Origin of the sequence: Bradyrhizobium tropiciagri (assembly GCF_001189845.1) — a bacterium.
In the GTDB taxonomy this organism is placed as follows: Bacteria; Pseudomonadota; Alphaproteobacteria; order Rhizobiales; family Xanthobacteraceae; genus Bradyrhizobium; species Bradyrhizobium tropiciagri.
Genome location: NZ_LFLZ01000044.1, coordinates 1 through 24,290 on the forward strand (window position 1 = coordinate 1; position 24,290 = coordinate 24,290).

Sequence of the window (24,290 nt, forward strand, 5' to 3'; positions counted from 1 at the left end):
GGCTCTCTCCCACACAATGACTCATCCGGATTCCGTGGCCAAAACCCCCACCCCGGCCTCCCCCGCAAGCGGGAGAGGGAGCGCAGTCCCGCGGTGGACGTAGGTCGGCTCTTCGTCATTACACGTTGCTCACGCTCGGCATGCTGGGCGTGGTGCTGCTGAGCGCGCTCGCGATCTGGCAGGTCGAACGCAGGGCCTGGAAGCTGGCGCTGATCGAACGGGTCGAGCAGCGCATGCATGCGGCACCGGTCGCACCGCCGCCGCCCTCGTCATGGCCTGAAGTTACCGCCGCGAGCGACGAATACCGCCGCGTCACCGTCGACGGCACCTTCCTGAACACCGACGAGACGCTGGTACAGGCGGTGACGAACGAAGGCCCCGGCTTCTGGGTGCTGACGCCGCTGCGGATGGCCGACGGAACCACTGTGCTGGTCAATCGCGGCTTTGTTCCGCCTGACCGGCGCGATCCCGCGACGCGGCGCGACGGCAACCCGCAAGGCCCGGTCAGCGTCACTGGACTGTTGCGGATGTCTGAACCGAAGGGTGGCTTCCTGCGCAGCAACGACGCTTCGGCCGGCCGCTGGTACTCCCGCGACGTCGCGGCGATCGCCGCCGTGTGCGGATTGTCGCAGGTGGCTCCGTTCTTCATCGATGCCGACGCGACGCCGAATCCGGGTGGCATCCCGGTCGGCGGGCTCACGATCGTACGGTTTCCAAACAACCATTTGATTTACGCGCTGACATGGTTCGCGCTGGCCCTTATGCTGGCGGGCGCGCTCCTGCGCATCGTCAGCGCCAGGAGCCGCGCCGGCGCCTCCGATCCAAGGTGGAGTTCAAGGCGCGCCGCCGTGCGCCGCCTGATCGGCGCAGCCCGCAATCTGTCTCGCGACACAGGCCCAGATGCTCGAGCGCACATCGGATCTGCATGAGGAGAACGCCGCAACCGGCACGGCCGTGATGCCGTCCGCCGTGAGCGCGGCCGCCCGCATGCCGTACGATCTCGCAGCCCCCGCCGACATCGCGACCAATCGCAAGAACATGGCCCTGCTGGTCCAGCTGCGCTGGATCGCCGTGATCGGCCAGATTGTCACCATCGGCTTCGTGCAGTTCTGGATGGGCGTCGCCTTGCCGCTGCTGCCTTTGGCGGCCGTGATCTCGGGGCTGGGGGCACTCAATGTCGTCAGCCTCTTGTGGCTTCGCTACCGCGCCGACATCAACAACCGCGAGCTCCTGGTCGCGCTGGCGCTCGACGTCGCGGCACTGACCGCCCTGCTCTATCTCAGCGGCGGCGCCACCAATCCCTTCACCTCGCTCTATCTGCTGCAGGTGACGCTTGGCGCGGTGCTGCTCGATGCGCCATCGACCTGGTCGCTGGTGGCGCTGGTCTGCATGAACTTCGCCTGGCTGACCAGCTACTACCGCCCGCTGGAGCTGCCGCAGCAGGGCTTTGCCGACGCCTTCAATCTCTACATCGCCGGCACCTTCATCGGCCTCGTGCTCGACGCCGTGCTGCTCGTGGTGTTCATGACCCGGATCAACCGCAATCTGCGCGACCGCGACCTGCGCCTCGCGGCGCTGCGCCAGCACGCCGCCGAGCAGGACCACATCGTCCGGATCGGACTGTTGGCCTCCGGCGCCGCGCACGAGCTCGGCACCCCGCTCGCCTCGCTCTCGGTCATCCTGGGCGACTGGCGCCGGATGCCCGCCCTCGCCTCCGACCCCGAATTGTCGCAGGACCTCGGCGAGATGGAAATCTCGGTGCAGCGCTGCAAGTCGATCGTCACGGGCATTCTGCTGTCTGCCGGCGAGGCCCGCGGCGAAGGCTCCTCGCCGACCACGGTGGCGGCGTTCCTGACCGCGCTCGTCGAGGAATGGCGGACCACGCGGCCGTCGGCCACGCTGTATTTCCGCAACGCCTTCGGCACCGACCTTGCGATCGTCTCCGACATCGCGCTCAAGCAGGCGATCTTCAACGTGCTCGACAATGCCGCCGAGGTCTCGCGCGACTGGATCGAGCTGATGGCCGAGCGCAATGCCGATACGCTGCTGCTGTCGGTGACCGATCGCGGCCCCGGCTTCTCGCGCGAGATGCTGGCGCATATCGGCAAGCCGTATCAGTCCACCAAGGGCAGCCCCGGCAGCGGCCTCGGCCTGTTCCTGGTCGTCAACGTCGTGCGCAAGCTCGGCGGCGTGGTGACGGCGCGCAACCGGCCGGACATCGGCGCCGCGGTCAGGCTCGAGCTGCCGCTCTCGACGCTCGCGATCGGAGACCATCTTGACGGATGAACGCCAGCTTCTGATCGTCGAGGACGATTCAGGCTTTGCCCGCACCTTGAAGCGCTCGTTCGAACGCCGCGGTTACTGCGTCGCCGTGTCGGCCTCGCTCGACGAGGTCCGCGCGCTGCTCGAGCAGCAATCGCCCGGCTATGCCGTCGTCGACCTCAAGCTCGCCGGCGGCGCGTCGGGCCTCGCCTGCGTCGAAGCGCTGCACGCCCATGACCCCGAGATGCTGATCGTGGTGCTGACCGGCTTTGCCAGCATCGCGACCGCGGTCGAGGCCATCAAGCTCGGCGCCTGCCATTATCTGGCCAAGCCGTCGAACACCGACGACATCGAGGCCGCGTTCCTTAAAGCGCAAGGCAACGCCGCCATCGAGGTCGGCGCACGGCCGACCTCGATCAAGACGCTGGAATGGGAGCGCATCCACCAGACGCTGATGGAGACCGACTTCAACATCTCCGAAGCCGCCCGCCGCCTCGGCATGCACCGCCGGACATTGGCGCGGAAGCTCGAGAAGCAGCGGGTGAAGTAGCGGCGCGCAGCACGCGTTACGAAGCAGCCCATGAAGCGTGCCGCACCGTCACCCTGAGGAGCGCGCAGCGCGTCTCGAAGGGTCGACGGCCACCAGCGGGGCCGCGCATCCTTCGAGGCTCGCTCCGCTCGCACCTCTAGCGACAAAGGCGAAGCCTTTGCGCGGGGATGACGGGGCTACGTCCTGCAGTGCGCGTAGCCCGGATGAAGCGCAGCGGAATCCGGGATCGGCCTTTCCACGTGTAGCCCCGGATTTCGCTTCGCTGCATCCGGGCTACGAATGCCGTCCGCGCACTCGCGCTGCCTCTCCCCTTGTGGGAGAGGCCGGACTGCATGAAGCGCAGCGGAATGCGGTCCGGGTGAGGGGTTGCGGTCTATCGAGGGACGCCAACTCGCGGAGAGGCCGTATCCCTCACCCGGATTGCATCTGACGATGCAATCCGACCTCTCCCACAAGGGGAGAGGTGAAGCGTGCCTCACGGAGACGCCTCAACAAAACAAAAAGCCCGGTCTTGCGACCGGGCTTTTGTTTTCAACCCGTCGAACCCTTTCAGGCGGCTTCGTCCTCGACGGCGGTGTCGTCGCCGTCGTTGTCGAGATCCTCACCGTCGGCATCGCCTTCAGCGGATTCGGCCTTGGCGCCGCGGCGCGGGCTCTTGGCGAGCTGGCCTTCGATCTCCTTGATCGCCTCGGTCTCGGTCGAGTGCTGCACCACGGCGATCTCGCGCGACAGGCGGTCGAGCGCGGCTTCATAGAGCTGGCGTTCCGAGTAGGACTGCTCGGGCTGCGATTCCGAACGATAGAGGTCGCGGACCACCTCGGCGATCGCGACGATGTCGCCCGAATTGATCTTCGCTTCGTATTCCTGGGCGCGGCGCGACCACATGGTGCGCTTGACGCGGGCGCGGCCCTTCAGCGTCTCCAGCGCCTTCTTGACCAGCGCCGGCTCCGACAGCTTGCGCATGCCGACATTGGCGACCTTTGCCGTCGGGACGCGCAGCGTCATCTTGTCCTTCATGAAATTGATCACGAACAGCTCGAGCTTGGCGCCCGCGATCTCCTGCTCCTCGATCGCCAGGATCTGGCCGACACCGTGAGCGGGATAGACGACGAATTCATTGGCCTTGAAGCCCTGACGCTGGGTCACGACCTTCTTCTCTTCCGGGCGGGCCGGAGCGGCCGGCTTGGCGGCAACCTTCGGAGCAGCGGCGGGGACGGCAGCCTTCGGGGCGGCCGGCTTCGGCGCGGCAGCAGCAGTCTTGGGAGCGACCTTCGCAACAGCGGGCTTCGCAGCTGCCGCTTTCGCGGCAGTCTTGGCAGTCTTTTCTGGCATCACGCTTCTTTTGTTCTTTGAGGACTTTGCAGCCGCCGCCTTCTTGGCCCCCTTCACGGACGCTTGGCACGGCCCTTGGTTGCGCTGCGAGCAACGACAGCGGCTTTTTTCGTCGTCTTTGAAGCACTCTTTTTACGCGTTTTCTGTGACACAGTTTGCGCGCGGAAACTGCCACGCCCCTGTTCGATGTTTGCGGGAACCTCGAAGCCACAAGGTACGCATGGCAGGGGGTTCTTGGCCTGTAATGTGCTCAATATAGCACATTTTCCGCAAAAATCAATGGTTTACGCCCGATTCCGGGCATAACGGGGGCCGCTCAGGTCATATGTCCGTCATTAGGGTTAAATAGGCGGCCGAACGGAGGGCCGCGACGGGCCGGAGCCCGCCCTTATCGGGGTAGTCCCCGGTAACTGCTGACGAATCAGTCGCCGCTGCCCGGATTCGCAGAAAAATATTTCTCGAACTTGCCTTCCTTGCCTTCCCACTCCTTAGCGTCTTCGGGCGAGTCCTTCTTCTGGGTGATGTTCGGCCAGGTCTTGGCGTAGTCCCGGTTGACCTCGAGCCACTTTTCCAGGCCCGGCTCGGTGTCCGGCTTGATGGCGTCCGCCGGGCATTCCGGCTCGCACACGCCGCAATCGATGCATTCGTCCGGATGGATGACCAGCATGTTCTCACCCTCGTAGAAGCAATCGACGGGGCAGACCTCGACGCAGTCGGTATATTTGCACTTGATGCAGGCTTCAGTGACGACGTAGGTCATCCAAAACTCCGAAACGATCCACTTTTTCTGGCGTTGCGTAGCGCAGGAATACCGGAGCCGCAAGGGAAGCCGGCTCCGAAAAACACCTGCGTTCTGGCGACCCTGCCAGCCGGTTTTGTTGGGAGCATGATCCTATCGCCAGTCCGGCCCCACACATCCGGATCATGCTCCGGTCGAAATAACAAACGTGAGATAACTACTCCTTACCGGCTTGCAAATCGCCGGCCTGCAAATCCTCGTACAGCTCGCGCGCCGAGCTGGCGTCGCCGCGCCGCTCGGCAAAGCCGATCACCTTGAGCACCCGGACGCTGTTGTCGAGCGCGACGGTGACCACATCGCCCATCTTCACCGCATGGCCCGGCGATTTCTCGCGCGTGCCGTTGAGGCGGACATGACCTGATGCGACGAGTTCAGCCGCGCTGGTGCGAGCCTTCACCACCGCGCGTGCCACAGCCATTTGTCGAGCCGCTGTCGATCCAAGCTTCAGACCAAGGGTTGGACTATTCCTTCCGGCCGGCGAGCTGTTCTTTCAGGGCAGCGAGCTTGGCGAATGGCGAATTCGGATCGATCGGACGGTCGCGCTCGCGCGGCGCGCTCGAGGCATAGGGCCGGTGCGACGGGCCGCTCTCGCGCTTGTCGCGGCCGCCCTTGCCGAAGTCGCGGCCACCGCGGTCACGGTCACCGCGCTCGCCCTTGCGATCGCCGCCACCGCCAAACTTGTTGTCGCGACGACGCTCGTTGTTGTCGCGATCGCGACCCTTGCCTTCGAAGCGCTCGCGGCGCTGGCCGCGGTCGTCACGATTATCCTGGCGATTGTCGCGCGCCGGTGCGCCGTCGGCAGGCGCGGCTGCGACTGCCGTCGCATCGGCCGGCGCGCCGGGACGCGGCGTGCGGAAATCCTGATGGCGGCGCGGACGGCGATGATGCTCGCGCTTCTCGCCCTCGCCGCCGCCTTCGCTGGCCTGCGCGCCCTCGGCGGGCTTGCCCTGATGTCGGCCGCGGTTGCGGTCGTGACCGCCGCGATGATGCGGACGGCGCTCGTCGGAGCGGCCGCCGGGCCGCCAGACTTCGACCAGCTGCGGCTCGGCCGGCGTCTCCGCAGCGGCGGGAGCGGCTTCGGCAGTGGCGGCTTCGGCGGGTGCAGCATCGGCGCTCGCGGTCTCCGCAGGCGCTTCGGCGGTGGCCTCGGACGTCGTCTCCGCAGCGGCTTCCGCGGCAAGCGCGGGCTCGGCTGCGACGTCGGCAGCGGGCGCCTCTGGGGCGGATTCTGCGGCGGCAGCGGCAGGCTCCGCGGCAACCTCGGCCACCGGCTCGGGCCTGGTCTCGACGACCACGGGCGTCGTCTCGATGACCACGGGGGTCGCTTCGCTGGACGCCACCTCGGCAAAGCCGACATCGGGCAGCAGCGCGGCGGATGGTGCGGGATCGCCGGACACCAGCTGATCGGTGGCAGCCTCGGGCGCGTCGGCCACGACCTCGGGGGAGGCATCAACCGGCGGGTCGACGGCGACATCGGACGTCGCCTCGACCGGCGGCGTCTCGGCTGCGACCGTCTCGGTCGTCTCGGCGGGCACGGCCTCGACCGGCGCGGCCTCGACAGGCTTCGGCGGCAACGGCGGACGGCGGTCCATGCGGTAGCCGAGCGCGCGCAGGATCGAGGCAAAGTCCTCACCGGCCGAGCCGGTCAGCGACGTCATTGCCTGGGTCACGACAAAGCCGCGGCCATCGAACGCGCCGGCCGGCTTCTCGCCCGGCGAGGTCTCGCGCCAGGCCAGCGCCGGGCGGATCAGGTCGGCAAGCCGCTCCAGGATGTCGACGCGCACCGCGCGCTCGCCGCACTGGCGATAGCCGAGCACGCGATAGCCATCGCGCGGCAACGTCTTGTCGACCGGGAACGAGGTGCGGCCGCTACTCGCCAGATGCTGCACGTTCGACAGCGCAGCCATGTCGACATTGCTCTGCTTCTCGGCCCACAGCAGCGAGGCCAGCGAGCGCGCCGCGGGCTTCAAAAGCTGCGGGAAATAGATGTGGTAGGCGCCGAACCGCACGCCGTATTTGCGCAGCGCCGCGCGCGAGGGCTGGTCGAGATCCTTCATCTCGGCCGCGATCTTGGTGCGCTCGAGCACGCCGAGCGCCTCGACGAGCTGGAAGGCGATGCCGCGGGCGATGCCCTGCAGATCCTCAGCCTTGGACAGTTCGAACAGCGGCCCGAGCAGCTTTTCGATATGCGTCTTGAGCCAGAGATCGAGCCTCGTCTGCACGGCCTCGCGCGAGGCGCCGGTCAGCCGCTCGTCGGAAATGATGCGCAGCCGCGGATGCAGCGCGTCGTCGGCCGCGACCAGCTTGGCGACCGCATCGCCGGTCCAGCGGATGGTGCCGTCGGAGGTCAGCACGAACTGCTCGTCGGGGGCGGCGCCCAGTTTCTCGGCCCGCGCATCGATCTCGCGCGCCAGCACCTGCTGGGCAGCGGCTTGCAGCGCCTTGGCGTCGCTGCCGGCCTCGGCCGCATCAGGTGCGAAGGTGAAACCATCGAGCCGGCCGATCACATGGCCTTCCACGATCACTTCACCGGTCTTGCCAATTTCCGTATTCAAAACTGAGTTCTCCCGCAGGCGGCGCATCAATACACTGGTCCGCCTGTCAACGAAACGCTCCGTGAGCCGTTCATGCAGCGCATCGGATAATTTATTTTCGAGCTCGCGCGTGATCCCCTGCCAGTGGTCCGGGTCGTAGAGCCAGTCCGGCCGGTTGGCAACGAAGGTCCAGGTCCGGATCTGCGCGATCCGGCCCGATAGCGTGTCGATATCGCCGTCGGTCCGGTTGGCCTGGTCGACCTGGGCGGCAAACCATGCGTCAGGGATACGCCCCTTTTGCATCAGGAAGCCATACAGCGTGGTCACGAGTTCGGCATGGGCGGCTGGCGACAGCTTCCGGTAGTCCGGAACCTGGCAGGCCTCCCACAGCCGCTCCACGGCCTTAGGCCCATGCGCCCATTGGCGCACCTCGGCGTCGCGCGCAACATGCTCGAGCACGCGCATGTCCTCGGCGACCGGCGCCCGCGTCAGTGCCTCATGATTGGGCGACAGCGCCAGCGACACCTGCAACGCGCCGAGCGAGGAGAAATCCAGCTTCGCATTGCGCCATTGCAGCATCTTGACGCTGTCGAAGGTGTGGTTCTGCAGCGCATTGACGAGCTCCGGCTCGAACGGCGCGCAGCGGCCCGTGGTACCGAATGTGCCGTTGCGCGTCGCGCGGCCGGCGCGGCCCGCGATCTGCGCGAATTCGGCCGGTGTCAGCCGGCGGAACTGGTAGCCGTCATACTTCCGGTCGGAGGCGAAGGCGACGTGATCGACGTCGAGATTGAGCCCCATGCCGACCGCGTCGGTGGCGACGAGATAATCGACGTCGCCGTTCTGGAACATCGCGACCTGCGCATTGCGCGTGCGGGGCGAGAGCGAGCCCAGCACCACGGCCGCGCCACCGTGCTGGCGGCGGATCAATTCGGCAATCGCGTAGACTTCGTCCGCGGAGAACGCGACGATCGCGGTGCGTCGCGGCTGCCGCGTGATCTTGCGGTCGCCGGCGAATTCGAGCTGCGACAGCCTGGGCCGCGTGATGATCGAGGCGCCGGGCAGCAGCCGCTCGATCATGGGGCGCATCGTCGCAGCGCCCAGCAGCAGCGTCTCGTCGCGGCCACGGCGATTGAGGATGCGGTCGGTGAAGACATGCCCGCGCTCAAGATCGGCCGCGATCTGGATCTCGTCGACCGCGAGAAAGGACACATCGAGATCGCGCGGCATCGCCTCGACCGTCGAGACCCAGAAGCGCGGCGCCTTCGGCTTGATCTTCTCCTCGCCGGTCACCAGCGCGACATTGTCGACGCCGGCGCGGTCCGCGATCTTGTTGTAGACCTCGCGTGCCAGAAGCCGCAGCGGCAGGCCGATCAAGCCCGACGAATGCGCCAGCATGCGCTCGATGGCCAGATGCGTCTTGCCGGTATTGGTCGGCCCCAGCACCGCGGTGACGCCTGCACCGGGCGCGCGGTCATTTCCGAACGAAGTTGAGAAAGCCATATTTTGCAGGTGTTTCTTGAACTGTTGGCGGAACGCTCAATCCGTCATCCTGAGGAGCGCGTCAGCGCGTCTCGAAGGATGCACGGCCGAGATTTCCACACGTGGCGATCCGCTAGCCGAGACAGGTGGGCCGCCGCCCTTCGAGACGGCCGCTGCGCGGCCTCCTCAGGGTGACGGGGAGAGTTGGGAGCCGTGAGCCTCACTCCTGCACGTATCCTTTCGCAAAATCTGTCTCACAATGCGACGCTTTCTGCGCCCCGCTTAAGCTTCGGAACGAGTCTAGAACGAATCGCGGCCGAATCGCTGACTCCATTCCAGGCTCGAAACGTTCACCGCAACATCTCGGGTAGGCTGACGGCGGCGGCACTAGATCAAGTTTGAGAGGGCTCCACAAGCAGGGGATATGCGGACTGAATTCCTTAAGTTCCAGGGGTGGCGGAGTCGAATCAGAACCGGGCAAGAGTCAACTGGATTCCATGATGTTTGTTGCATGCCTTGCGCTCAAGAACTGCCCGACCCGTCATCCCCGCGCAAAGGCCCCGCCTTTGTCGCTGGAGGTGCGAGCGGAGCGAGCCTCGAAGGATGCACGGCCCCCGCCGGTGGCCGTCGACCCTTCGAGACGCGCTACGCGCTCCTCAGGGTGACGGTCAGGCAGTGACGTAATCCTACTGCGTCTTCGCCACGCGCGGCGGCGCGGCGGTGGTGACGAACGAGGTGGCTTCCAGCATGGCCTGGCCGAGCGGGGTCGGGATCGTCATGCGGAACGGCACCAGCAGGCGGGTGCCCGCGATCGGCACGAAGGCGATCTCGATGTTGCGTTGGGCGGCGAGGTATTTGATCACGGGGCGATCCGGGATGTAGCCCGAGACCGGCACGAAATAGAGCGCGCAGACCAGCGCCGGGCCGTGATAGCCGCGCTCGGCCTTGACGATCTCGACCCGCTTGAAATCCAGCTTGAGGTCGTAGCGCATCCGGCCGTCGAACACGCCGGCGCCGGTGCGGCAGACGTCCGGGCTCATCAGTTCGGCATTGCCGGGCGCGCGCAGGAACGAGCCGGTCATCGGATCGAACACGTTCTTCTTCTGCGCCTCGGTCACCGGCAGGCGGTCGGCATCGACCGGCGGCTCCGGCTCGATCGCGGATTCCTTGATGCCGCCATTGGCGAGCACCATCCGGATCGTCTCCGACTTCTTCGAGGTGGTGGTGGTCGCGGTGTAGGACGAGGCCGCGAGCGAACCGTTGACGACGCGGCCCTGCGAGGCGCCCGCGCCGGTGCCGCCGGAAAACGCCTTCAAGAGGCCCGCGGTGCCGCCCTGGGCTGCGGCCGAGAAGGTGTCGTCGCCGATTTCGATGGTCCAGCTGCCCTTGCCGACCGGGATACCGGCGAGCGTCGCCTCATATTGGGCGTCGAGCCGCCCCTGCGCGCTGGCGCGTTCGGCACAAAACAGCAGCAAGGCGCCCGCGCACAGGCCGAGGAGCCGGCCGAGCGGGGGCAAAATGGCAATGGCGGTGGTCACTTAACCTACCTGACGGTCCTGCTATCGGCGCTCTGTTCGTTGTCCGTTTGGTCCTTCAATTCGGCCGGACAATTTGCGCGTCTCTTATGGAACCAAGACTTGCAGCCGAATACGCCCTTTATATGGTTGCCATTTCAGCTGTTAAGTGGCTGGAACGGCTTATGAACCGGCATTCCCCGGTAGCGCCATGCGGCGATATAATCTTGACGCTTGGGCGATCTGCCCCTATACACCCGCGGTTCCTGGAAAATGGACGCGAATTCAAAACCCCCGCGCGGGCCGTGCGAATGCACGCCTGACAGAGAGGCGGGGATGGAAAAGGATTTTGTAAGATGTCCCGGCGCTGCGAACTGACGGCCAAGGGCCCCCAGACGGGCCACAAGGTGAGCCACTCCAACATCAAGACCAAGCGGCGCTTCCTGCCGAACCTGGCCAACGTGACCTTCATCTCGGATGCGCTCGGCCGCAACGTGCGCCTGCGCGTCTCGACCAACGCACTGAAGAGCGTCGACCACAATGGCGGCCTCGACGCCTACCTGCTCAAGGCCAAGGCCGACGTGCTCTCGCCCCGCGCCCTCGAACTGAAGCGCGCGATCGAGAAGAAGGTCGGCAAGCCGGCGCCGGTGAAGAAGGCGAGCTGAGCGAAGCCGCAAGAGCGGAATTCGCGAAGAGAGTTTTGAACGGCCGGGTCGATGACCCGGCCGTTTTTGTTTTGGGGGTGCATCGAACTCAAACAAACTTCGCCTCGCTCGAACTGGCGGCCCTTTGTTTAGTTCTTCGGCTCTTCGGTCGTCGTTGCCTTCTCGGCTGGCTTGGCCGTCAATCGCTTCATCACTTCAGCCGGTATGAACGCACGGCCGGTCTGGTAGGTGCCGGATTCCGTCTGGGACGGCGGACTGGGTGTCGGGAAGACGCGGTTTCCGCTGGCAGTATCGGGTGGTGTGGCTGAGACCGGCGGCACGGCGATCGCCGCATTGCTTGCCGCGGCGGGCGCCGGCGGTGCCGCGCTCGCGGCTGGCTGGTTGCCGCTCGCTGGATTGTTCACTGGCGCCCGCGGCGTGTAGAGCCGCGTCACCACCTTTTCGCGCACCAGCTCTTCATTGTCGGGGTACCACATGCCGCTCGGCGGCATCTTCATAGCGCGCTCGGCGAAGCCGCGACTGATACCGAAGCTTTGCAGGCGCGCGATCTCGCGTTCGATCGAGCTTCGGCGATCGGCTGCGGTCATGCCGCGAAACGAGGCCTGGTGAAATCCGAGCTTGCCGCCGCCTGTGAACAGCCCGCGCTCCTTGCCGCCGAGGAACACCACCGTGCAGGCGGAGACGCAGCTGTCCTTCACGAAGGTCGCAAGCCCGCGCGCCTTGATCAGGTCGGCCATCTTCTGCGCCTCATTCATGCGCCCGCCGATCGAATTGAGCCGGACCAGCTTCAGGTCACTCATCGCGTTCAGGAAGCCCTCAAGCTCCTTGGCGACACCGAAGGTGATGCCGCCGGAGAATTCCAGCATCTGGCCGTTCAACAGCACGCGGAACTGGTGCGGCCCGAGGCGGGCGTCGCCTGAGACGATCTCGTAGACGCCGGCGATCTGCGGCGCCGCGACGAACAGGCAGCTATAGGCGAGGTAGGCGACGCCGAGCGCCGTGGCGAGTTTGGCCGCGCCGCCCCAGAACGACTTGCCGAGCGCCCGGTAATGCGTCGCCGCGCGCCAGACGCCGACGGTGACCCAGATCCGCAACAGCACGATCGACACCCAGATCGCGATCATCGAGACCAGCCACAGCGCCGGATATTCGCTGCCGCGCTCGTTGAGCAGGTGGCTGACCACGACGATCACAACGCCGAGGCCGGCGCCGAGCACGGTGCCGTTGACCCAATAGGAGACCGGCAGCGACAGCTCGCCGCGCCAGTGCCGCACGAAATAATTGGCCCGCCGCGGCAAGGGCGGCGGCAGCACGATGGATGGCGGCGGCGCAGCGGCGCTCGCCTGTGCGACGCCCAATGCGTCGGCAACGGCTCGCTCGGCCTGATCAGCCCCATCGAACAGAGCAGGTTCGACTTGACCAGGCGCGACGCCGGGCAACGGCGGCGGCGGCAGCGGTCGCACGGCAACTAACGGCACCGCCGCACTGGCGCCATCGATCCGCAGCACGCCGGTCTGCGCAAACGAATCGTAGAAGGCATCCTTGCGATAGATCACGTGATGCAGCGCGATCAGCGCGCCGATGCCGCCGCAGACCGTGGGCAAGATCATCGCCATCCACCAGGCCTCGCCGAGCGGTGTGATACGCACCCCGAGCAGGGACAGCAGCAGCGGCCCGGCGACGTAGGGTGCAAGCGGCAACGCCTGCATCAGGTAGCGGCGCAGCACTGCCGATGATGGCGGCGGATGCAGCCCGCTTGCGGCGTCAGCGAGACGAAGGCCGAGCAGCCGGCGGCCCGGCGTGCCGCCCCGGCGATCGGACAAGAGGCGCAGCACGAAGAACAGCGGCAGCCAGAACAGGCCGAGGATCGGCTCCGCGACCGGCTTGCCCTCGGCATCGCGCAGGTAAGTGATCTGCTTTCGCGTGGTGAAGGCGCCGTTTTGCGTGACCCGCACCAGGTTCAGCGCACGTGCCGACGTCAGCTGAAACAGGCCTTGCCGGCAATCGACGATCGTGGTGGGGACGAAATCCGCCGGGACGTCGAAGCCTTCGGGAACGGCCTTGAGCTGATCGCAATAGAGCAGCATGAAGCCGCCGGGAAACTGCACGCGCCCGCCGGTCGCGGGATACAAGGCAAACGCCAGCACCTGGAGCAACAGCGTTGCGATGGCGATGTCGACCGCGAACGCCGTTACGCGGCGCCAGAAGCCACCGCGTTCGCGCGCCACGCCCTCCACGATCTGAAGCGGGGAATCGGTCGTAAGGTCACTCAAGACAAACTGCCAAACAAAATCGGCTCACCCGGAGCCGCCCGCGATCCCACAACCTGCCGGGCCGCACAGCGGAGGCATGGTGCCGAAGTTCGGTTGCCGTGGCAAGCTGTTGCAACTCCCGTGAGTTAACGGTGCGCCGGCGCGCAGACGGCGCGCGCGAGAACGCGAATTTCACCAGCCTTTTCAAGGTGACACACCCTGTCCAGTCCTCGCAAAGAAAATATTCCTCTTGCCCGACCCCCAACTCACCGGTCCAAGCAGCGCGTCCCGCCTCCTCTGAGAGGGGCGTATCGCGATCGTCACGGACGTTGAGGCGGGATGCGGTGGACGCTTGAGGGCGCGCGCGACGAGACGCGAGCGGATTCTTCTCTACGCGATGAAGCGCGAAGTAGAATCATCCACCACGTCGCGCGAGGAGAGATGGATTGTCTTTCGTCCACGCCGAAGGCTTCGGCGCGACACGTCCCGCAATGACGGAGCTTATCATCGCCAGCTGCTGCCAATGACAGCGGTGTCATCGCTCGTCGCAACGCGCGAATCCATGTCGATGCGCTGCTGGTGCGTGAAGAAAGGCTTAACGCACGCGCCTTGCCCCGTTCAGAAACCCTATAAAATAAGGCAAAGCGGGCTTCACGGGCGGACGTTAATCACAAACTCATTCGCATCATCACGAGCGCATGAGGCGCATGCAAAACGCCACGATCTCTTCCAACTCATGGTGTGCAAACAAGCCGTCCGACACGGTTTCGATTCGACGCGGCTAAGTCGCGCGGCTCGAAAACCGTGAGGGACATCACGGCCGGTACAACTGATTGTGAGGCATGTATGCCGCACTCTTGGGAAGAAGCCTGGCCGTTCTTATGTCGCGTCCAAAGAACGATCCCGATAAAGGAATTGATCAATGCAAGTTCGCGCAGCCGATACGCGCGGAAGACTGGTGCCTGCGCTCGCAACCGCCGCCGTGGCGGTGCTGGCGACCGCCGCCCTCGTCATCCTCGAATTCAACCCGCCCCGCAATGTGCTGAAGGGCGAGCCCGGCATGATCACCTCCGCCGCCGCCAACCGCGCCGGCGCCACCGTGCTGCCGACCGATCCGGTGACCACCGGCAGCGTACGCTACCGTTGAGGGCTCCGCTCTCTCCTCTTGGTCGTCCCGGCGAAGGCCGGGACCCATTACCCCGGCTGTCTATTTGGTGCGACGCTGGGGCAACATTCCGTGTAACGGCAAACATTAGTGGTTATGGGTCCCGGCTTTCGCCGGGACGACGGCGGTAATTGCGGCCTGCCGCATTTTCGCATCCCTGCTCCGGCGTCTCGCCACAAGCCTGCCTCCCCCGACCTGCGTAAGCTCTCCTCGCGAACAAAACAGAAAAGCCACAGGGAGGCTCACGATGATCTGGAAGGCCATCACGGCAGCGCTCACGCTTGCGCTCGCATCACAAGTGTACGCCGCCGAGAAGAAATATGGCGCGGGCGCCAGCGACACCGAGATCAAGCTCGGACAGACCTCGCCGTTCTCCGGCGCGGCGTCGGCCTACAGCGTGATCGCGAAGACGCAGGCCGCCTACTTCAAGATGATCAACGACAAGGGCGGCGTGAACGGGCGCAAGATCAACCTGATCACGCTCGACGACGGCTACTCGCCGCCGAAGACGGTGGAGCAGACCCGCAAGCTGGTGGAGCAGGAGGAGGTCGCCGCGATCCTCAATCCGCTGGGCACGCCGACCGGCCTTGCCGTGCGCAAATATCTCAACGACAAGAAAGTGCCGCAGTTGTTCGTCGGCGCGGGCGCCACGCTGTGGGGCGACTATGCGCATTATCCGTGGTCGATCGGCTTTCAGCCGTCATACCAGGCCGAGACCGCGGTCTATGCCAAATATGTGCTGACCCAGAAGCCGGACGCCAAGATCGCGCTGTTCTACCAGAACGACGATGCCGGCAAGGATTACGGCAACGGCTTCAAGAAGGGACTGGGCGCAGAGAACACCGCCAGGATGGTGGTGGCGGAGACGACCTATGAATCGACCGATCCGACGGTCGACAGCCAGATCGTGAAGCTGAAAGCCTCCGGCGCCAACGTGCTGTTCATGCACGCGATCCCCAAGCAGGCGGCGCAGGCGATCAAGAAGATCGGCGAGATCGGCTGGAAGCCGGACCTGTTCTTCCTCGCGGCGACCTCGACGTCGGTGTCCTCGGTGCTGAAGCCGGCCGGCTTCGAATATTCCAAGGACATCATCTCGTCGTACTCGCTGAAGGACCCGAACGATCCGCAATGGAAGACGGATCCGGACGTGATCGCCTGGCAGGACTTCATGAAGAGCTACTTTCCGGACGGCAATCTGCAGGACCAACTGATCGTCTACGGCTATGTGGTGGCGGAGGCGACGGTGCAGGTGCTGAAGCAATGCGGCGACGACCTCACCCACGAAAACATCATGAAGCAGGCCGCCAACCTCGACATCGCGCTGCCGATGTTCCTGCCCGGCATCAAGGTGAAGACCTCGCCGACCGATTATTTCCCGGTCGAGGCGATGCGGCTGCAGAAGTTCAACGGCGAGACCTGGCAGCTGTTCGGCGACACCATCGGCAATGATTGAGGGGTGAGAGAGATGTGTTGAGGGGAAGTTGTCGAACGCGCCCCCTCCACATCGTCGTCCCGGCGCAGGCCGGGACCCATTACCCCGACCGGGCGATGTGACGCGACGCTGGGGCCACAGCCTGCTGCAACAACAGGCTGCGGTGGTTATGGGTCCCGGCCTTCGCCGGGACGACGGGAGGTTAGACTCCCCGCTCCAGCAGCACCCTGAAATCGGCCCGCGCGCGCTGCGCCTCGGCGCGTGCGGCATCCGACGCATCGCCGAGGCCGAAATAGCCGTGAATGAGGCCCTCGCCCGCGTGATACGTCACCGGCACCCCGGCCGCCTGCAACGCCTTGGCGTAGGCATGGCCCTCGTCGCGCAGCGGGTCGAACCAGGCTGTCGTGACGACCGCCGGCGCGGCACCCTTGAGGCTCGTCGCGCGCAGCGGCGAGACGCGCCAGTCGGCGCCCTGCGCAGGGTTCGCGAGATAGTGCCCGCAGAACCATTCCATCACCGCGCGCGACAGGAAGTAGCCCTCCGCATTCTCGGCGCGCGACGGGAACTTCGCGTTCTCCGCCGGGTCGGCGAAATTGCCGACGACGTCGGTGACGGGATAGACCAGCAATTGCCCGGCGAGCGCGATGCCGGTGTCGCGGCACGCGAGCGCCGTGGTCGCGGCGAGATTGCCGCCCGCGGAATCGCCGGCGACGCCGACGCGGGAGAGATCGCCGCCGAATTCACCGATGCGCGCGACCACGTCGCGGACCGCGGCGAACGCATCCTCGAACGCGCCGGGAAAGCGCGTTTCCGGCGGTCGGCGATAATCGACCGAGATCACCACTGCGCCGGTCTCGATCACGAGGTTGCGGGCCTGGCGGTCATGGGTCTCGAGATCGCCGGCAACCCAGCCGCCGCCATGGAAGAAGATCACGGTCGGCGCCGTGCCGCTGCCGTTGCGATAGAGCCGCGCGGCGAGCTTGCCGCCGGCGCCCTGCACCTCGATGTCGCTGAAAACATCGACCGGCGGTGGCGGCACTGCCTTGCGCGCCTCGGCCAGCGCGCGCAGTGAATCGCGCGCGCTCTGCGGCGTCATGGTGGCAGGGTCGCGCAGCGGCAGCAGCGGGATGATGTTGGCAATGATGGCATCGAGCGGGAGCGGCATGGGAGTCCTTCAGGTCAGTGCTTGCAGTTCAAGTGCTTGGAGAGCGTGCCGGCCTCGATCGCTGCGACCTGCAGCGCGATGAAGCGGCTGTAGATGCGGGCCTGCGAGAACGCGCCGCCGGTGAACCAGAGGCCGGGCTGCGGCGTGCGCGTCCACATGTTGCGCAGCTCCTGCGTCGCATCGTCAAAGCCCCAGACCCGGCCGACGCGCGCGGCGACATCCTCGCCGAACAGCTTGCCGACGAGATGGTCGGGGCCCTTGTAACCGGTGGCGAGCACGAACAGCTCGGCGGCGAGCGACGTGCCGTCCTTCAGCGCGAGGCCGGTTGCGGTGAAATCAACGATGTCGGCAGCCTGGATCAGGCGAATCTTGCCGTCGGCGATCAGCTCGGAGCAGCCGACGTTGAAATAGTAGCCGCCGCCGCGGGAGCGAAACTTGAGCGGCCAACCGGTGCCGTTCTCGCCGAATTCGAGACGGACGCCGGCGCGCTCGAGCCGCGACAGCAGGGGCGCATCGAGCCGCTTCACCTCGTCGGTGATGATCTTGTGCGCGATCTTCATCACCGGCAGCGGCACGCCGGAATTGAGAATGTCGCGCACATCGATCGGCGGGCCGTCGCCCAGATAAGTCTTGTCGTAGAGCTGCGCCGGCTCGACATTGACCACCATGGTCGGGCTGCGCTGCACCATTGTGACGTCAGCACCGGCCGCATGCAGCTCCTGGCAGATGTCATGCGCGCTGGTGCCGGTGCCGAACACGCTCACCGAGCGGCCTGCCCATTGCCGCCCCGCCGCGAATTGGCTCGAATGCAGGACCTTGCCCTTGAAGTGCTCGATGCCGGGAATGGTCGGAATGTTCGGCGTGCCGCTGACGCTGGTTGCGAGCACGATGTGCTTCGGATGCAGCGTGCGCGGACCATCGCTTTGTTGCAGCGTCACTGTCCAGCGTTGCGCCGTGTCGTCATAGCGCGCGGCTTCGAACGAGGTCTCGGTCCAGAAGTCGAGCTCCATGATGTCGACATAGCTCTCCAGCCAATTCGCGATCTTGTCCTTCGGGATGTAGTCCGGGAAGGTCGGCGGGAACGGCAGGTAACGAAACAGGTTGACCGGCGTCTTGTTGTGCAGCTTCAGGCCGCGATAGCGCAGCCGCCAATTGTCGCCGATGCGCTGCTCGCGATCGACGATCAGTGCATCGAGCCCGATCCGCTTGCACTCGACCGCGGCCGCGATGCCGGCATGGCCGCCGCCGACAACAAGCACATCGGGTTCGCGGTCGGCATAGGCGCGCGAGACCTGGCGCTGCTCCAGCCAGTCGGGTGCGGCGAAATCGCGCGCATGGGATTGCTCCGCGGCTTGATCTCCGCGCGCGTCGCAGATGCGATTGAAATCGAGCATGGTGGAGAACGTCCATGCCGCGGAATTTCCGCCCGCGTCGTGCAGCAGGCGGACCGCACCGGTGCCCGGTCCATTCGACGTGTCGAAGGTGAAGACAGCCTCGATCACGTCGCGTCCGGCCACTGCGGCGCGTCGCGGGTTCAAGGCACGATCATCAAGGCGAAATCCGCGCGCGTTGACCGCGGCAGCGCGTTCCAGCAGCTCGGCAACGACGCGCTGCCGCCAGCTGAACGTCGCAAAGTGCCAGGAAATGCCGAAGATGTTGCGCCAGTGGCTCTCGGGCGCAAACAGCCCGGCAAGGGCCTCAGCGGAGCGGCCGGCAAGCGCCGCATCGAGCGCGCCGATCCAGCGCTCGGCGATGAGTTCAGGCGCGTCCTCTGTAGCCGGGTTCAGTTTGTCCAGCATGATCGTGCTTTCTCGGGAGCAGTTGCCGTCTATCTGACAACATGCTCCCGAAAAGCACAACCATCATGCCAAGACTCATGCCAGGACTCATGCAACGTGTTGCTGCAGCGACTGCGGCTCGGCCTCACCCTCCTCGCTCGCGGGCTCGGCCTTCGCTGCGGGCGCGGCGGCGAGTTCCGCCGCTATTTCCTTGGCCAGTGCAGTCGCACCGACATAGTCGGTCTTGCCGGTGCCGAGCAGCGGCACCTTGTCGACGATGCGGATGTCGGCGGGCACCGCGAGCTCGGAGGCGCCGACGCTCTTGGCCTGGCGCTGCATCGCGGCGCGGTCGGCGTCCTTCTGCGTGGTGAGCAGCACGATGCGCTCGCCCTTGCGCGCATCGGGCAGCGTGACCGCAACCGACATCGCCTGCGGCCACAGCGCCGATGCCATCGTCTCGACCGCCGACAGCGAGACCATCTCGCCTGCGATCTTGGCAAAGCGCTTGGCGCGGCCCTTGATCGCGATGAAGCCCTGCGCATCGACGGTGACGATGTCGCCGGTGTCGTGCCAGCCTTCAGGCAGCGGCTCGAGCACGCCGGGATTCTCGGCACGCAGGTAGCCGAGCATCACGTTCGGCCCCTTCACAGACAGGCGTCCGCCTTCCTCGATGCCCGGGACCGGATCGAGGCGGTACTCCATCAGCGGCGAGATCCGGCCGACGGTGCCCTGGCGGTTCGCCATCGGCGTGTTCATCGCCAGCACCGGCGCGGTCTCGGTGACGCCGTAGCCCTCGAGGATGCGGATGCCGTAGCGCTCCATGTAGACCTGCCGCGTGCGCTCCTTCACCGCTTCCGCGCCGGCGATGACGAGCCGCAGCGTGCGGAAATCATAGGCGTGCGCCGAGCGAGCGTAGCCGGTGAGGAAGGTATCGGTGCCGAACAGGATGGTCGCGCCGGTCTGGTAGATCAGCTCGGGCACGATCCGGTAATGCAGCGGCGACGGATACATGAAGATCGGAATGCCGCCGAGGATCGGCATCATCATGCCGCCGGTCAAACCAAACGAATGGAACACCGGCAGGACGTTGAACACCTTGTCGTTGGCATTGGCATCGACCCGCGCCAGCGCCTGCGCCGCGTTGGCGAGGATGTTCCGGTGGGACAGCACGACACCCTTCGGCGTGCCTTCCGAGCCCGAGGTGAACAGGATGACCGCGGGATCATTCGCATGTCGCGCAACCCGCGGCGCGATGCCAGCGCGGAAACCCGCGATCTTGTCAGTGAGGCTGATGCCGGCCCTGACGTCCTCGAGATAGATCACGCGCGCCTGGCCGGCCATTGCCGCGATCAGCTTGTCGAGCTTGCCCTTCTCGATAAAGGCCTGCGAGGTCAGCACGGTCTTGACCTGCGCCGCCTTCATCGCGGCCAGCACGTTGACCGGGCCCGCCGAGAAGTTGAGCATCGCCGGCACGCGGCCGATGGTCTGCAGCGCCATGAACACGACGGCGACGCCGGCCGAATTCGGTAGCAGCACGCCGACATTCTCACCGACAACGGTGCCCTGCTCGAGCTTGCGGCTCAGCACCTGCGCGCCGAGGATCAGCTTGCGATAGGTCAGCTTGGTACCGAGCGCGTCCTCGATGATCGGCTTGCCGGTGTCGCGGTCGCGATAGGCGTGGCCGAGGCCCTCGAACAGGGTCTGGTCGAGCATCGCGTTCTGGACCATGGCGTTGATCATGACGTCCTGCAGCGCGGCGCCGGCGGCGTTGCGGCGCGCCTTGCCCTTCAGTGCCTGATCGACCGGCAGCTTTACCGGCGGCAGGATCGAGATCGTCACCTTGGGGAACCAGGAGCGCTTGATCTCGCCATTCTTCAGATAGCTGAGATGCGAACGCTGCGCGCCCTCGATGCGGACCGGGACGACCACAGCATCGGCCTTGTCGGCGATCATCGCAGTGCCGTCATAGACCTTCATCAGCGAGCCGGAGACCGTGATGCGGCCTCGGGGAAGATCACGACCGGCTCGCCGGCGGCAACCAGCTTGATCAGGTCGCGCGCGGCCAGCGGCTTCGACGGATCCATCGTGTAGTGCTTGATCATCTTCAGGAACGGCTTGGCCCACCACGCCTTGGCGATGCCGGTGTCGACGGCGAAGCTGGCATCGATCGGCAGCATCGCATGTAGCAACGGACCATCGACCAGGCTGACATGGTTGGGCGCGATCAGCATCCGGGTGCCGGCGGGCGGCAGGTTCTCCATGCCGCGCACCTCGAGACGAAACAGCGCGCGGAACAGCAGCGCGCCGAAATCGCGCACGCCCTCCTTGCCCCACTTGGTCAACACGAACCAGACGGTGCCGAAGCTCGCGATCGCAAGGCCGAAGAAGATCCAGGCGATCGGCAGGCCGGTAGCCTGCAGCGCGCCGACGAACACCGCGCCGGCGACCATGAAGCCGGCCTGCAGGATGTTGCCGGCGGCGATGATGCGGGCGCGCTCGGACGGCGCGGTCCAGGCCTGCACGGCGGCGAACGACGGCACCACGAACAGGCCGCCGCCGAACGCGAACAGGAAGAAGTCGGCCAGCATGCGGAAGCCACCGAACGAGGTCGCGAACGCAGCCGCGGTGACGTCCTTGCCGAGCGAGGTGGTGGCAATCGCCCAGGCGAGGTCGAGGCCGACCACGCCCATGACGATGGCGCCGATCGGCACCAGTGCAAGATTCGGCCTGATATGGCTGAGCTGCGCGGCGAACAGCGAACCGGCGGCGATGCCGATCGCAAACACGGCGAGGCACAGCGTGACCACGCCCTCGGTGCCGCCGACGCCTTCCTTGATCAGCGCGGGCAGCAGCGACAGCACGATCGCGCCGACCATCCAGAACCAGGACACGATCACCATGCCGTCCCACAGCCGCGGCTCGGCATAGAGCGACTTCAACAGGCGCACGGTCGAGGTCCAGGGATTCTTGGTGATCGGCAGGTCGGGCGCGGAGGGCTGCGTCACCGGAATGCGCGACGCAAATCCCCAGGACAGCACCGACAGGCCGACCACGGCGGCACAGATCCAGCCCATGTGGCTGGCGCCGGCGACGAACATCCCGCCCGCGATGGTGCCGATCAGGATCGCCATGAAGGTCGCGCCCTCGACCAGCGCATTACCGGTCGCGAGTTCGGACACCGAGAGCTGGTCGGGCAGCACCGCGTACTTCACCGGGCCGAACAGCGCGGCCACGATGCCGAACAACGCCAGCGCGATAAACAGCAGCGGGATCGAATGGGTGAAGAAGCCGGCCGCGGCGAAGGCGGCGGCGAAGATCTCGAAGAACTTCAGCCGGCGCGCGACGACGGACTTGATGTAGCGGTCCGCGAGCTCGCCGCCGAGCGCCGACAGCACGAAGAACGGAGCGATGAAGACCGCACCCGCGAGTTGCACCAATGCCGGCCCCTGCTCGTTGGCGACGCCATACAGCAGCATGATGACCAGCGCGTTCTTCAGCACGTTGTCATTCAAGGCCGAGCAGAACTGCGACCAGAACAGCGGCGCGAAGCGGCGGGACGTCATCAATTCCTTGATCATGACCGGTTCCTTGGGTTAGCGCGCACGGCGCTGGCAGGTCTGCAAATTCGGGTGGCGGAGAATGGGGGGCGTGGTGAAAATGACTGATATCCCGCAGCCTTTAGTCTTTTCCGCAATGGTTCGGTTCGAACCGGCGCACATCCGCAAGCGCCGGGCCGCGGGGACATTGCCCGCCAGAGATGTACGAGACCTTATCCAGACCTGGGGTTGATCGATCTCGAGATCGGGTCGCAAGGACATGGTGAGCGCTTTGTTGAGGTTTCGGCGACAATTGCGGGCTGAGCGCTTCAGGTCAGTTCACTCAGGCCGCGGAACGGCGACCATCGGCAGTTGCGTGATTTGCAGCCGCCGCCACGCTGTGCCGCCGGGCGCTTGGCGCGCCGATCGGCGCGCCGCTGCTCCAGGACGCCTGCGACGTCGCAGGCGCGTGCGATCCGCTCGATCGGCGCCATCGCCAGGGAGAGGATGGCGCGGCCAAAGCCCTTCACGAGCTCGATCGCGTCATCGACGAAGGTGGTGGTCAATTGAAGTGCTAGGGTCTGCATGTGAGTGGCCTCCTATACCATCTTGAGCAACGCTCAAATTAGTAGCTCAAAAATGAACATTGTTCAAGAAGAATCGCGACGAGACCGGAAAAAACTTCAGCGGCGAGCTCTGCTGATCGAGATCGCACGCCGCTATATCGCCACTAAAGGCTTGAGATCATTGAAAGTTCGTGATGTCGCCGAGGCCGCCGGCTGCTCCATCGGCAGCGTCTATAACGAGTTCGGCGACTTCGACGGCCTGATCCTGACCGTGAACCGGGAGACCGTTCAGGCCCTGACCGCGCGGCTCAAGGCCGTCCCGGCCGACGATCCCCTGCGCCAGCTGCACGGGCTTGCGGACGCCTATCTCGGCTTCGCTACCGAGCACGCCAATCTGCTGCGCTCACTGTTCGAGCACCGGATGGAGGACGACCGGCCGTTTCCGGAAGATATCCTGGCGATGGTGATGGATGCGTTCGTGCTGATGCATGCGCCGCTGGTGAGGCTGTTGCCCGATCGCGATCTCGACGACGTCGCGCTGCTGTCGCGGATGATGTTCTCCGCGGTTCACGGCATCATCTCGCTGGGGCTCGAGGAGCGCATGGTCGCGGTGCCGCCGGAAAAGCTGCGCGAGCGGCTCGCGCAGTTCGTCGACACGCACCTCGCAGGATTGGGCCTCACGCGCAAGGCGTAGTCAGACGCGCGTGCGGACGATCGTGCCGGCGACTAGTTCGGCACGATGCCGTGATCCTGCGGTGCAAGCCAGCTCGCCAATTCCGCCAGGGGATGCCACATCCCGTTGGCAATCGACGGCACGACGGCAAGAACCGCGAAGACGGTCAGCGACACGCCGGCGACAAGCAACCATCGGGGAAGCGCGGCCAAGCGTGCTGCGACGCGCCAAGTCGACGCCCGGCGCGGAGCGTTGTGCGGTTCATGATCGTCGGAGGGCGGAATCGGTTCAGCATCGAGGCGATAGCCCCGTCGCGTCACCGTCTTGATGATGCGATGGTCGTCATCCCGCAGCTTCAGGCGCAGCTCGCGGATACATTGGACCAGTGAATCGTCAGAGACCGCGACGTTGCCCCAGACTGCCGCATGCAGATCCTGCTTGGAGATCAACCGACCGGCGTTGCTGGCGAGATGGCGGAGCACCGCGAATGACTTCGGCCTGAGATCAAGGTCGACGCCGTTCACGCGCACGACGCCGCGGGCGAGGTCCAATACAAATGAATCAAATGCCAAAACAGAATCAGTTGCC

The 24,290-nt window shown here is 65.7% G+C and carries 17 protein-coding genes and 1 pseudogene; 7 read left to right on the forward strand and 11 right to left on the reverse strand.

The genetic code is table 11. The features are described 5' to 3' along the window. Positions 1-140: 140 nt before the first annotated feature. The 3 genes from AKN84_RS28670 to AKN84_RS28680 are packed head-to-tail and all read left to right on the forward strand — an operon-like array spanning position 141 to position 2,812. The gene (locus tag AKN84_RS28670; protein WP_050423944.1) at positions 141-929 is read left to right on the forward strand and encodes an SURF1 family protein; all 789 of its coding nucleotides are present in this window, start codon (positions 141-143) and stop codon (positions 927-929) included. Then, entirely contained in the window at positions 901-2,286 is a 1,386-nt protein-coding gene (locus AKN84_RS28675) for an ATP-binding protein (RefSeq protein WP_050423894.1), read from the forward strand. Before AKN84_RS28670 ends, AKN84_RS28675 begins: the two co-directional genes overlap by 29 nt. Further along, positions 2,276-2,812 (forward strand): response regulator transcription factor, encoded by a 537-nt coding sequence (locus AKN84_RS28680; protein WP_050423895.1) that lies wholly within the window; start codon positions 2,276-2,278, stop codon positions 2,810-2,812. Before AKN84_RS28675 ends, AKN84_RS28680 begins: the two co-directional genes overlap by 11 nt. A gap of 549 nt (positions 2,813-3,361) precedes the next feature. Here AKN84_RS28680 and AKN84_RS28685 read toward each other — a convergent pair. The 5 genes from AKN84_RS28685 to AKN84_RS28705 form a co-directional block, all read right to left on the reverse strand. Beyond that, a complete protein-coding gene (locus AKN84_RS28685; RefSeq protein ID WP_128971253.1) occupies positions 3,362-4,144 on the reverse strand; it encodes a CarD family transcriptional regulator in 783 nt (260 codons plus the stop codon). Between the two features lie 421 nt (positions 4,145-4,565). Then, on the reverse strand, positions 4,566-4,904 hold the full coding sequence (fdxA, locus tag AKN84_RS28690) for a ferredoxin FdxA (protein WP_050423896.1): 339 nt from the start codon (positions 4,902-4,904) through the stop codon (positions 4,566-4,568). A gap of 196 nt (positions 4,905-5,100) precedes the next feature. Continuing rightward, positions 5,101-5,343, reverse strand: a complete 243-nt coding sequence (locus AKN84_RS28695) for a S4 domain-containing protein (RefSeq protein ID WP_050423946.1) — start codon at positions 5,341-5,343, stop codon at positions 5,101-5,103. Positions 5,344-5,404: 61 nt separating this feature from the next. Next, positions 5,405-8,977 (reverse strand): helicase-related protein, encoded by a 3,573-nt coding sequence (locus AKN84_RS28700; RefSeq protein WP_050423897.1) that lies wholly within the window; start codon positions 8,975-8,977, stop codon positions 5,405-5,407. 665 nt (positions 8,978-9,642) lie between these two features. Beyond that, the gene (locus tag AKN84_RS28705; protein ID WP_050423947.1) at positions 9,643-10,473 is read right to left on the reverse strand and encodes a DUF3108 domain-containing protein; all 831 of its coding nucleotides are present in this window, start codon (positions 10,471-10,473) and stop codon (positions 9,643-9,645) included. 353 nt (positions 10,474-10,826) lie between these two features. Here AKN84_RS28705 and rpmB point away from each other — a divergent pair, with 353 nt between their 5' ends. Next, positions 10,827-11,135 (forward strand): 50S ribosomal protein L28, encoded by a 309-nt coding sequence (gene rpmB, locus AKN84_RS28710; protein ID WP_050423898.1) that lies wholly within the window; start codon positions 10,827-10,829, stop codon positions 11,133-11,135. 128 nt (positions 11,136-11,263) lie between these two features. Here the strand turns inward: rpmB and AKN84_RS28715 are convergent, their stop codons facing one another. Next, a complete protein-coding gene (locus AKN84_RS28715) occupies positions 11,264-13,408 on the reverse strand; it encodes a COG3904 family protein (RefSeq protein ID WP_128971254.1) in 2,145 nt (714 codons plus the stop codon). 901 nt (positions 13,409-14,309) lie between these two features. Between AKN84_RS28715 and AKN84_RS28720 the strand changes: the two genes are divergently transcribed. Both AKN84_RS28720 and AKN84_RS28725 read left to right on the forward strand, forming a co-directional pair. Next, entirely contained in the window at positions 14,310-14,534 is a 225-nt protein-coding gene (locus AKN84_RS28720; RefSeq protein ID WP_050423900.1) for a hypothetical protein, read from the forward strand. Positions 14,535-14,799: 265 nt separating this feature from the next. Next, a complete protein-coding gene (locus AKN84_RS28725) occupies positions 14,800-16,005 on the forward strand; it encodes an ABC transporter substrate-binding protein (protein ID WP_050423901.1) in 1,206 nt (401 codons plus the stop codon). A gap of 181 nt (positions 16,006-16,186) precedes the next feature. Here AKN84_RS28725 and AKN84_RS28730 read toward each other — a convergent pair whose 3' ends face one another. From AKN84_RS28730 to AKN84_RS28745, 4 genes and pseudogenes are all read right to left on the reverse strand, one after another. Next, complete coding sequence (locus AKN84_RS28730; RefSeq protein ID WP_050423902.1) at positions 16,187-17,149, reverse strand: alpha/beta hydrolase; 963 nt, start codon at positions 17,147-17,149, stop codon at positions 16,187-16,189. A gap of 14 nt (positions 17,150-17,163) precedes the next feature. Beyond that, positions 17,164-18,948, reverse strand: a complete 1,785-nt coding sequence (locus AKN84_RS28735) for an NAD(P)-binding domain-containing protein (RefSeq protein WP_050423903.1) — start codon at positions 18,946-18,948, stop codon at positions 17,164-17,166. An 87-nt stretch (positions 18,949-19,035) separates the two neighbouring features. After that, a pseudogene (locus AKN84_RS28740) lies at positions 19,036-22,505 on the reverse strand (acyl-[ACP]--phospholipid O-acyltransferase). 287 nt (positions 22,506-22,792) lie between these two features. Further along, positions 22,793-23,050: a hypothetical protein gene (locus tag AKN84_RS28745; RefSeq protein ID WP_050423904.1), complete on the reverse strand. Its 258-nt coding sequence runs from the start codon at positions 23,048-23,050 to the stop codon at positions 22,793-22,795. A 52-nt stretch (positions 23,051-23,102) separates the two neighbouring features. Between AKN84_RS28745 and AKN84_RS28750 the strand changes: the two genes are divergently transcribed. After that, positions 23,103-23,723: a TetR/AcrR family transcriptional regulator gene (locus AKN84_RS28750; protein WP_193399695.1), complete on the forward strand. Its 621-nt coding sequence runs from the start codon at positions 23,103-23,105 to the stop codon at positions 23,721-23,723. A gap of 32 nt (positions 23,724-23,755) precedes the next feature. Here AKN84_RS28750 and AKN84_RS28755 read toward each other — a convergent pair whose 3' ends face one another. Further along, on the reverse strand, positions 23,756-24,226 hold the full coding sequence (locus tag AKN84_RS28755; RefSeq protein WP_162240913.1) for a winged helix-turn-helix domain-containing protein: 471 nt from the start codon (positions 24,224-24,226) through the stop codon (positions 23,756-23,758). Positions 24,227-24,290 lie beyond the last annotated feature (64 nt).

Coding starts and splice junctions, on each gene's coding strand:
- AKN84_RS28730 (WP_050423902.1), bottom strand. CDS start 17,149: ATGCCGCTCCCGCTCGATGCCATCATTGCCAACATCATCCCGCTGCTG.
- AKN84_RS28700 (WP_050423897.1), bottom strand. CDS start 8,977: ATGGCTTTCTCAACTTCGTTCGGAAATGACCGCGCGCCCGGTGCAGGC.
- AKN84_RS28745 (WP_050423904.1), bottom strand. CDS start 23,050: ATGCAGACCCTAGCACTTCAATTGACCACCACCTTCGTCGATGACGCG.
- AKN84_RS28720 (WP_050423900.1), top strand. CDS start 14,310: ATGCAAGTTCGCGCAGCCGATACGCGCGGAAGACTGGTGCCTGCGCTC.
- AKN84_RS28735 (WP_050423903.1), bottom strand. CDS start 18,948: ATGCTGGACAAACTGAACCCGGCTACAGAGGACGCGCCTGAACTCATC.
- fdxA (WP_050423896.1), bottom strand. CDS start 4,904: ATGACCTACGTCGTCACTGAAGCCTGCATCAAGTGCAAATATACCGAC.
- AKN84_RS28670 (WP_050423944.1), top strand. CDS start 141: ATGCTGGGCGTGGTGCTGCTGAGCGCGCTCGCGATCTGGCAGGTCGAA.
- AKN84_RS28675 (WP_050423894.1), top strand. CDS start 901: ATGCTCGAGCGCACATCGGATCTGCATGAGGAGAACGCCGCAACCGGC.
- AKN84_RS28685 (WP_128971253.1), bottom strand. CDS start 4,144: ATGCCAGAAAAGACTGCCAAGACTGCCGCGAAAGCGGCAGCTGCGAAG.
- AKN84_RS28750 (WP_193399695.1), top strand. CDS start 23,103: ATGAACATTGTTCAAGAAGAATCGCGACGAGACCGGAAAAAACTTCAG.
- AKN84_RS28725 (WP_050423901.1), top strand. CDS start 14,800: ATGATCTGGAAGGCCATCACGGCAGCGCTCACGCTTGCGCTCGCATCA.
- rpmB (WP_050423898.1), top strand. CDS start 10,827: ATGTCCCGGCGCTGCGAACTGACGGCCAAGGGCCCCCAGACGGGCCAC.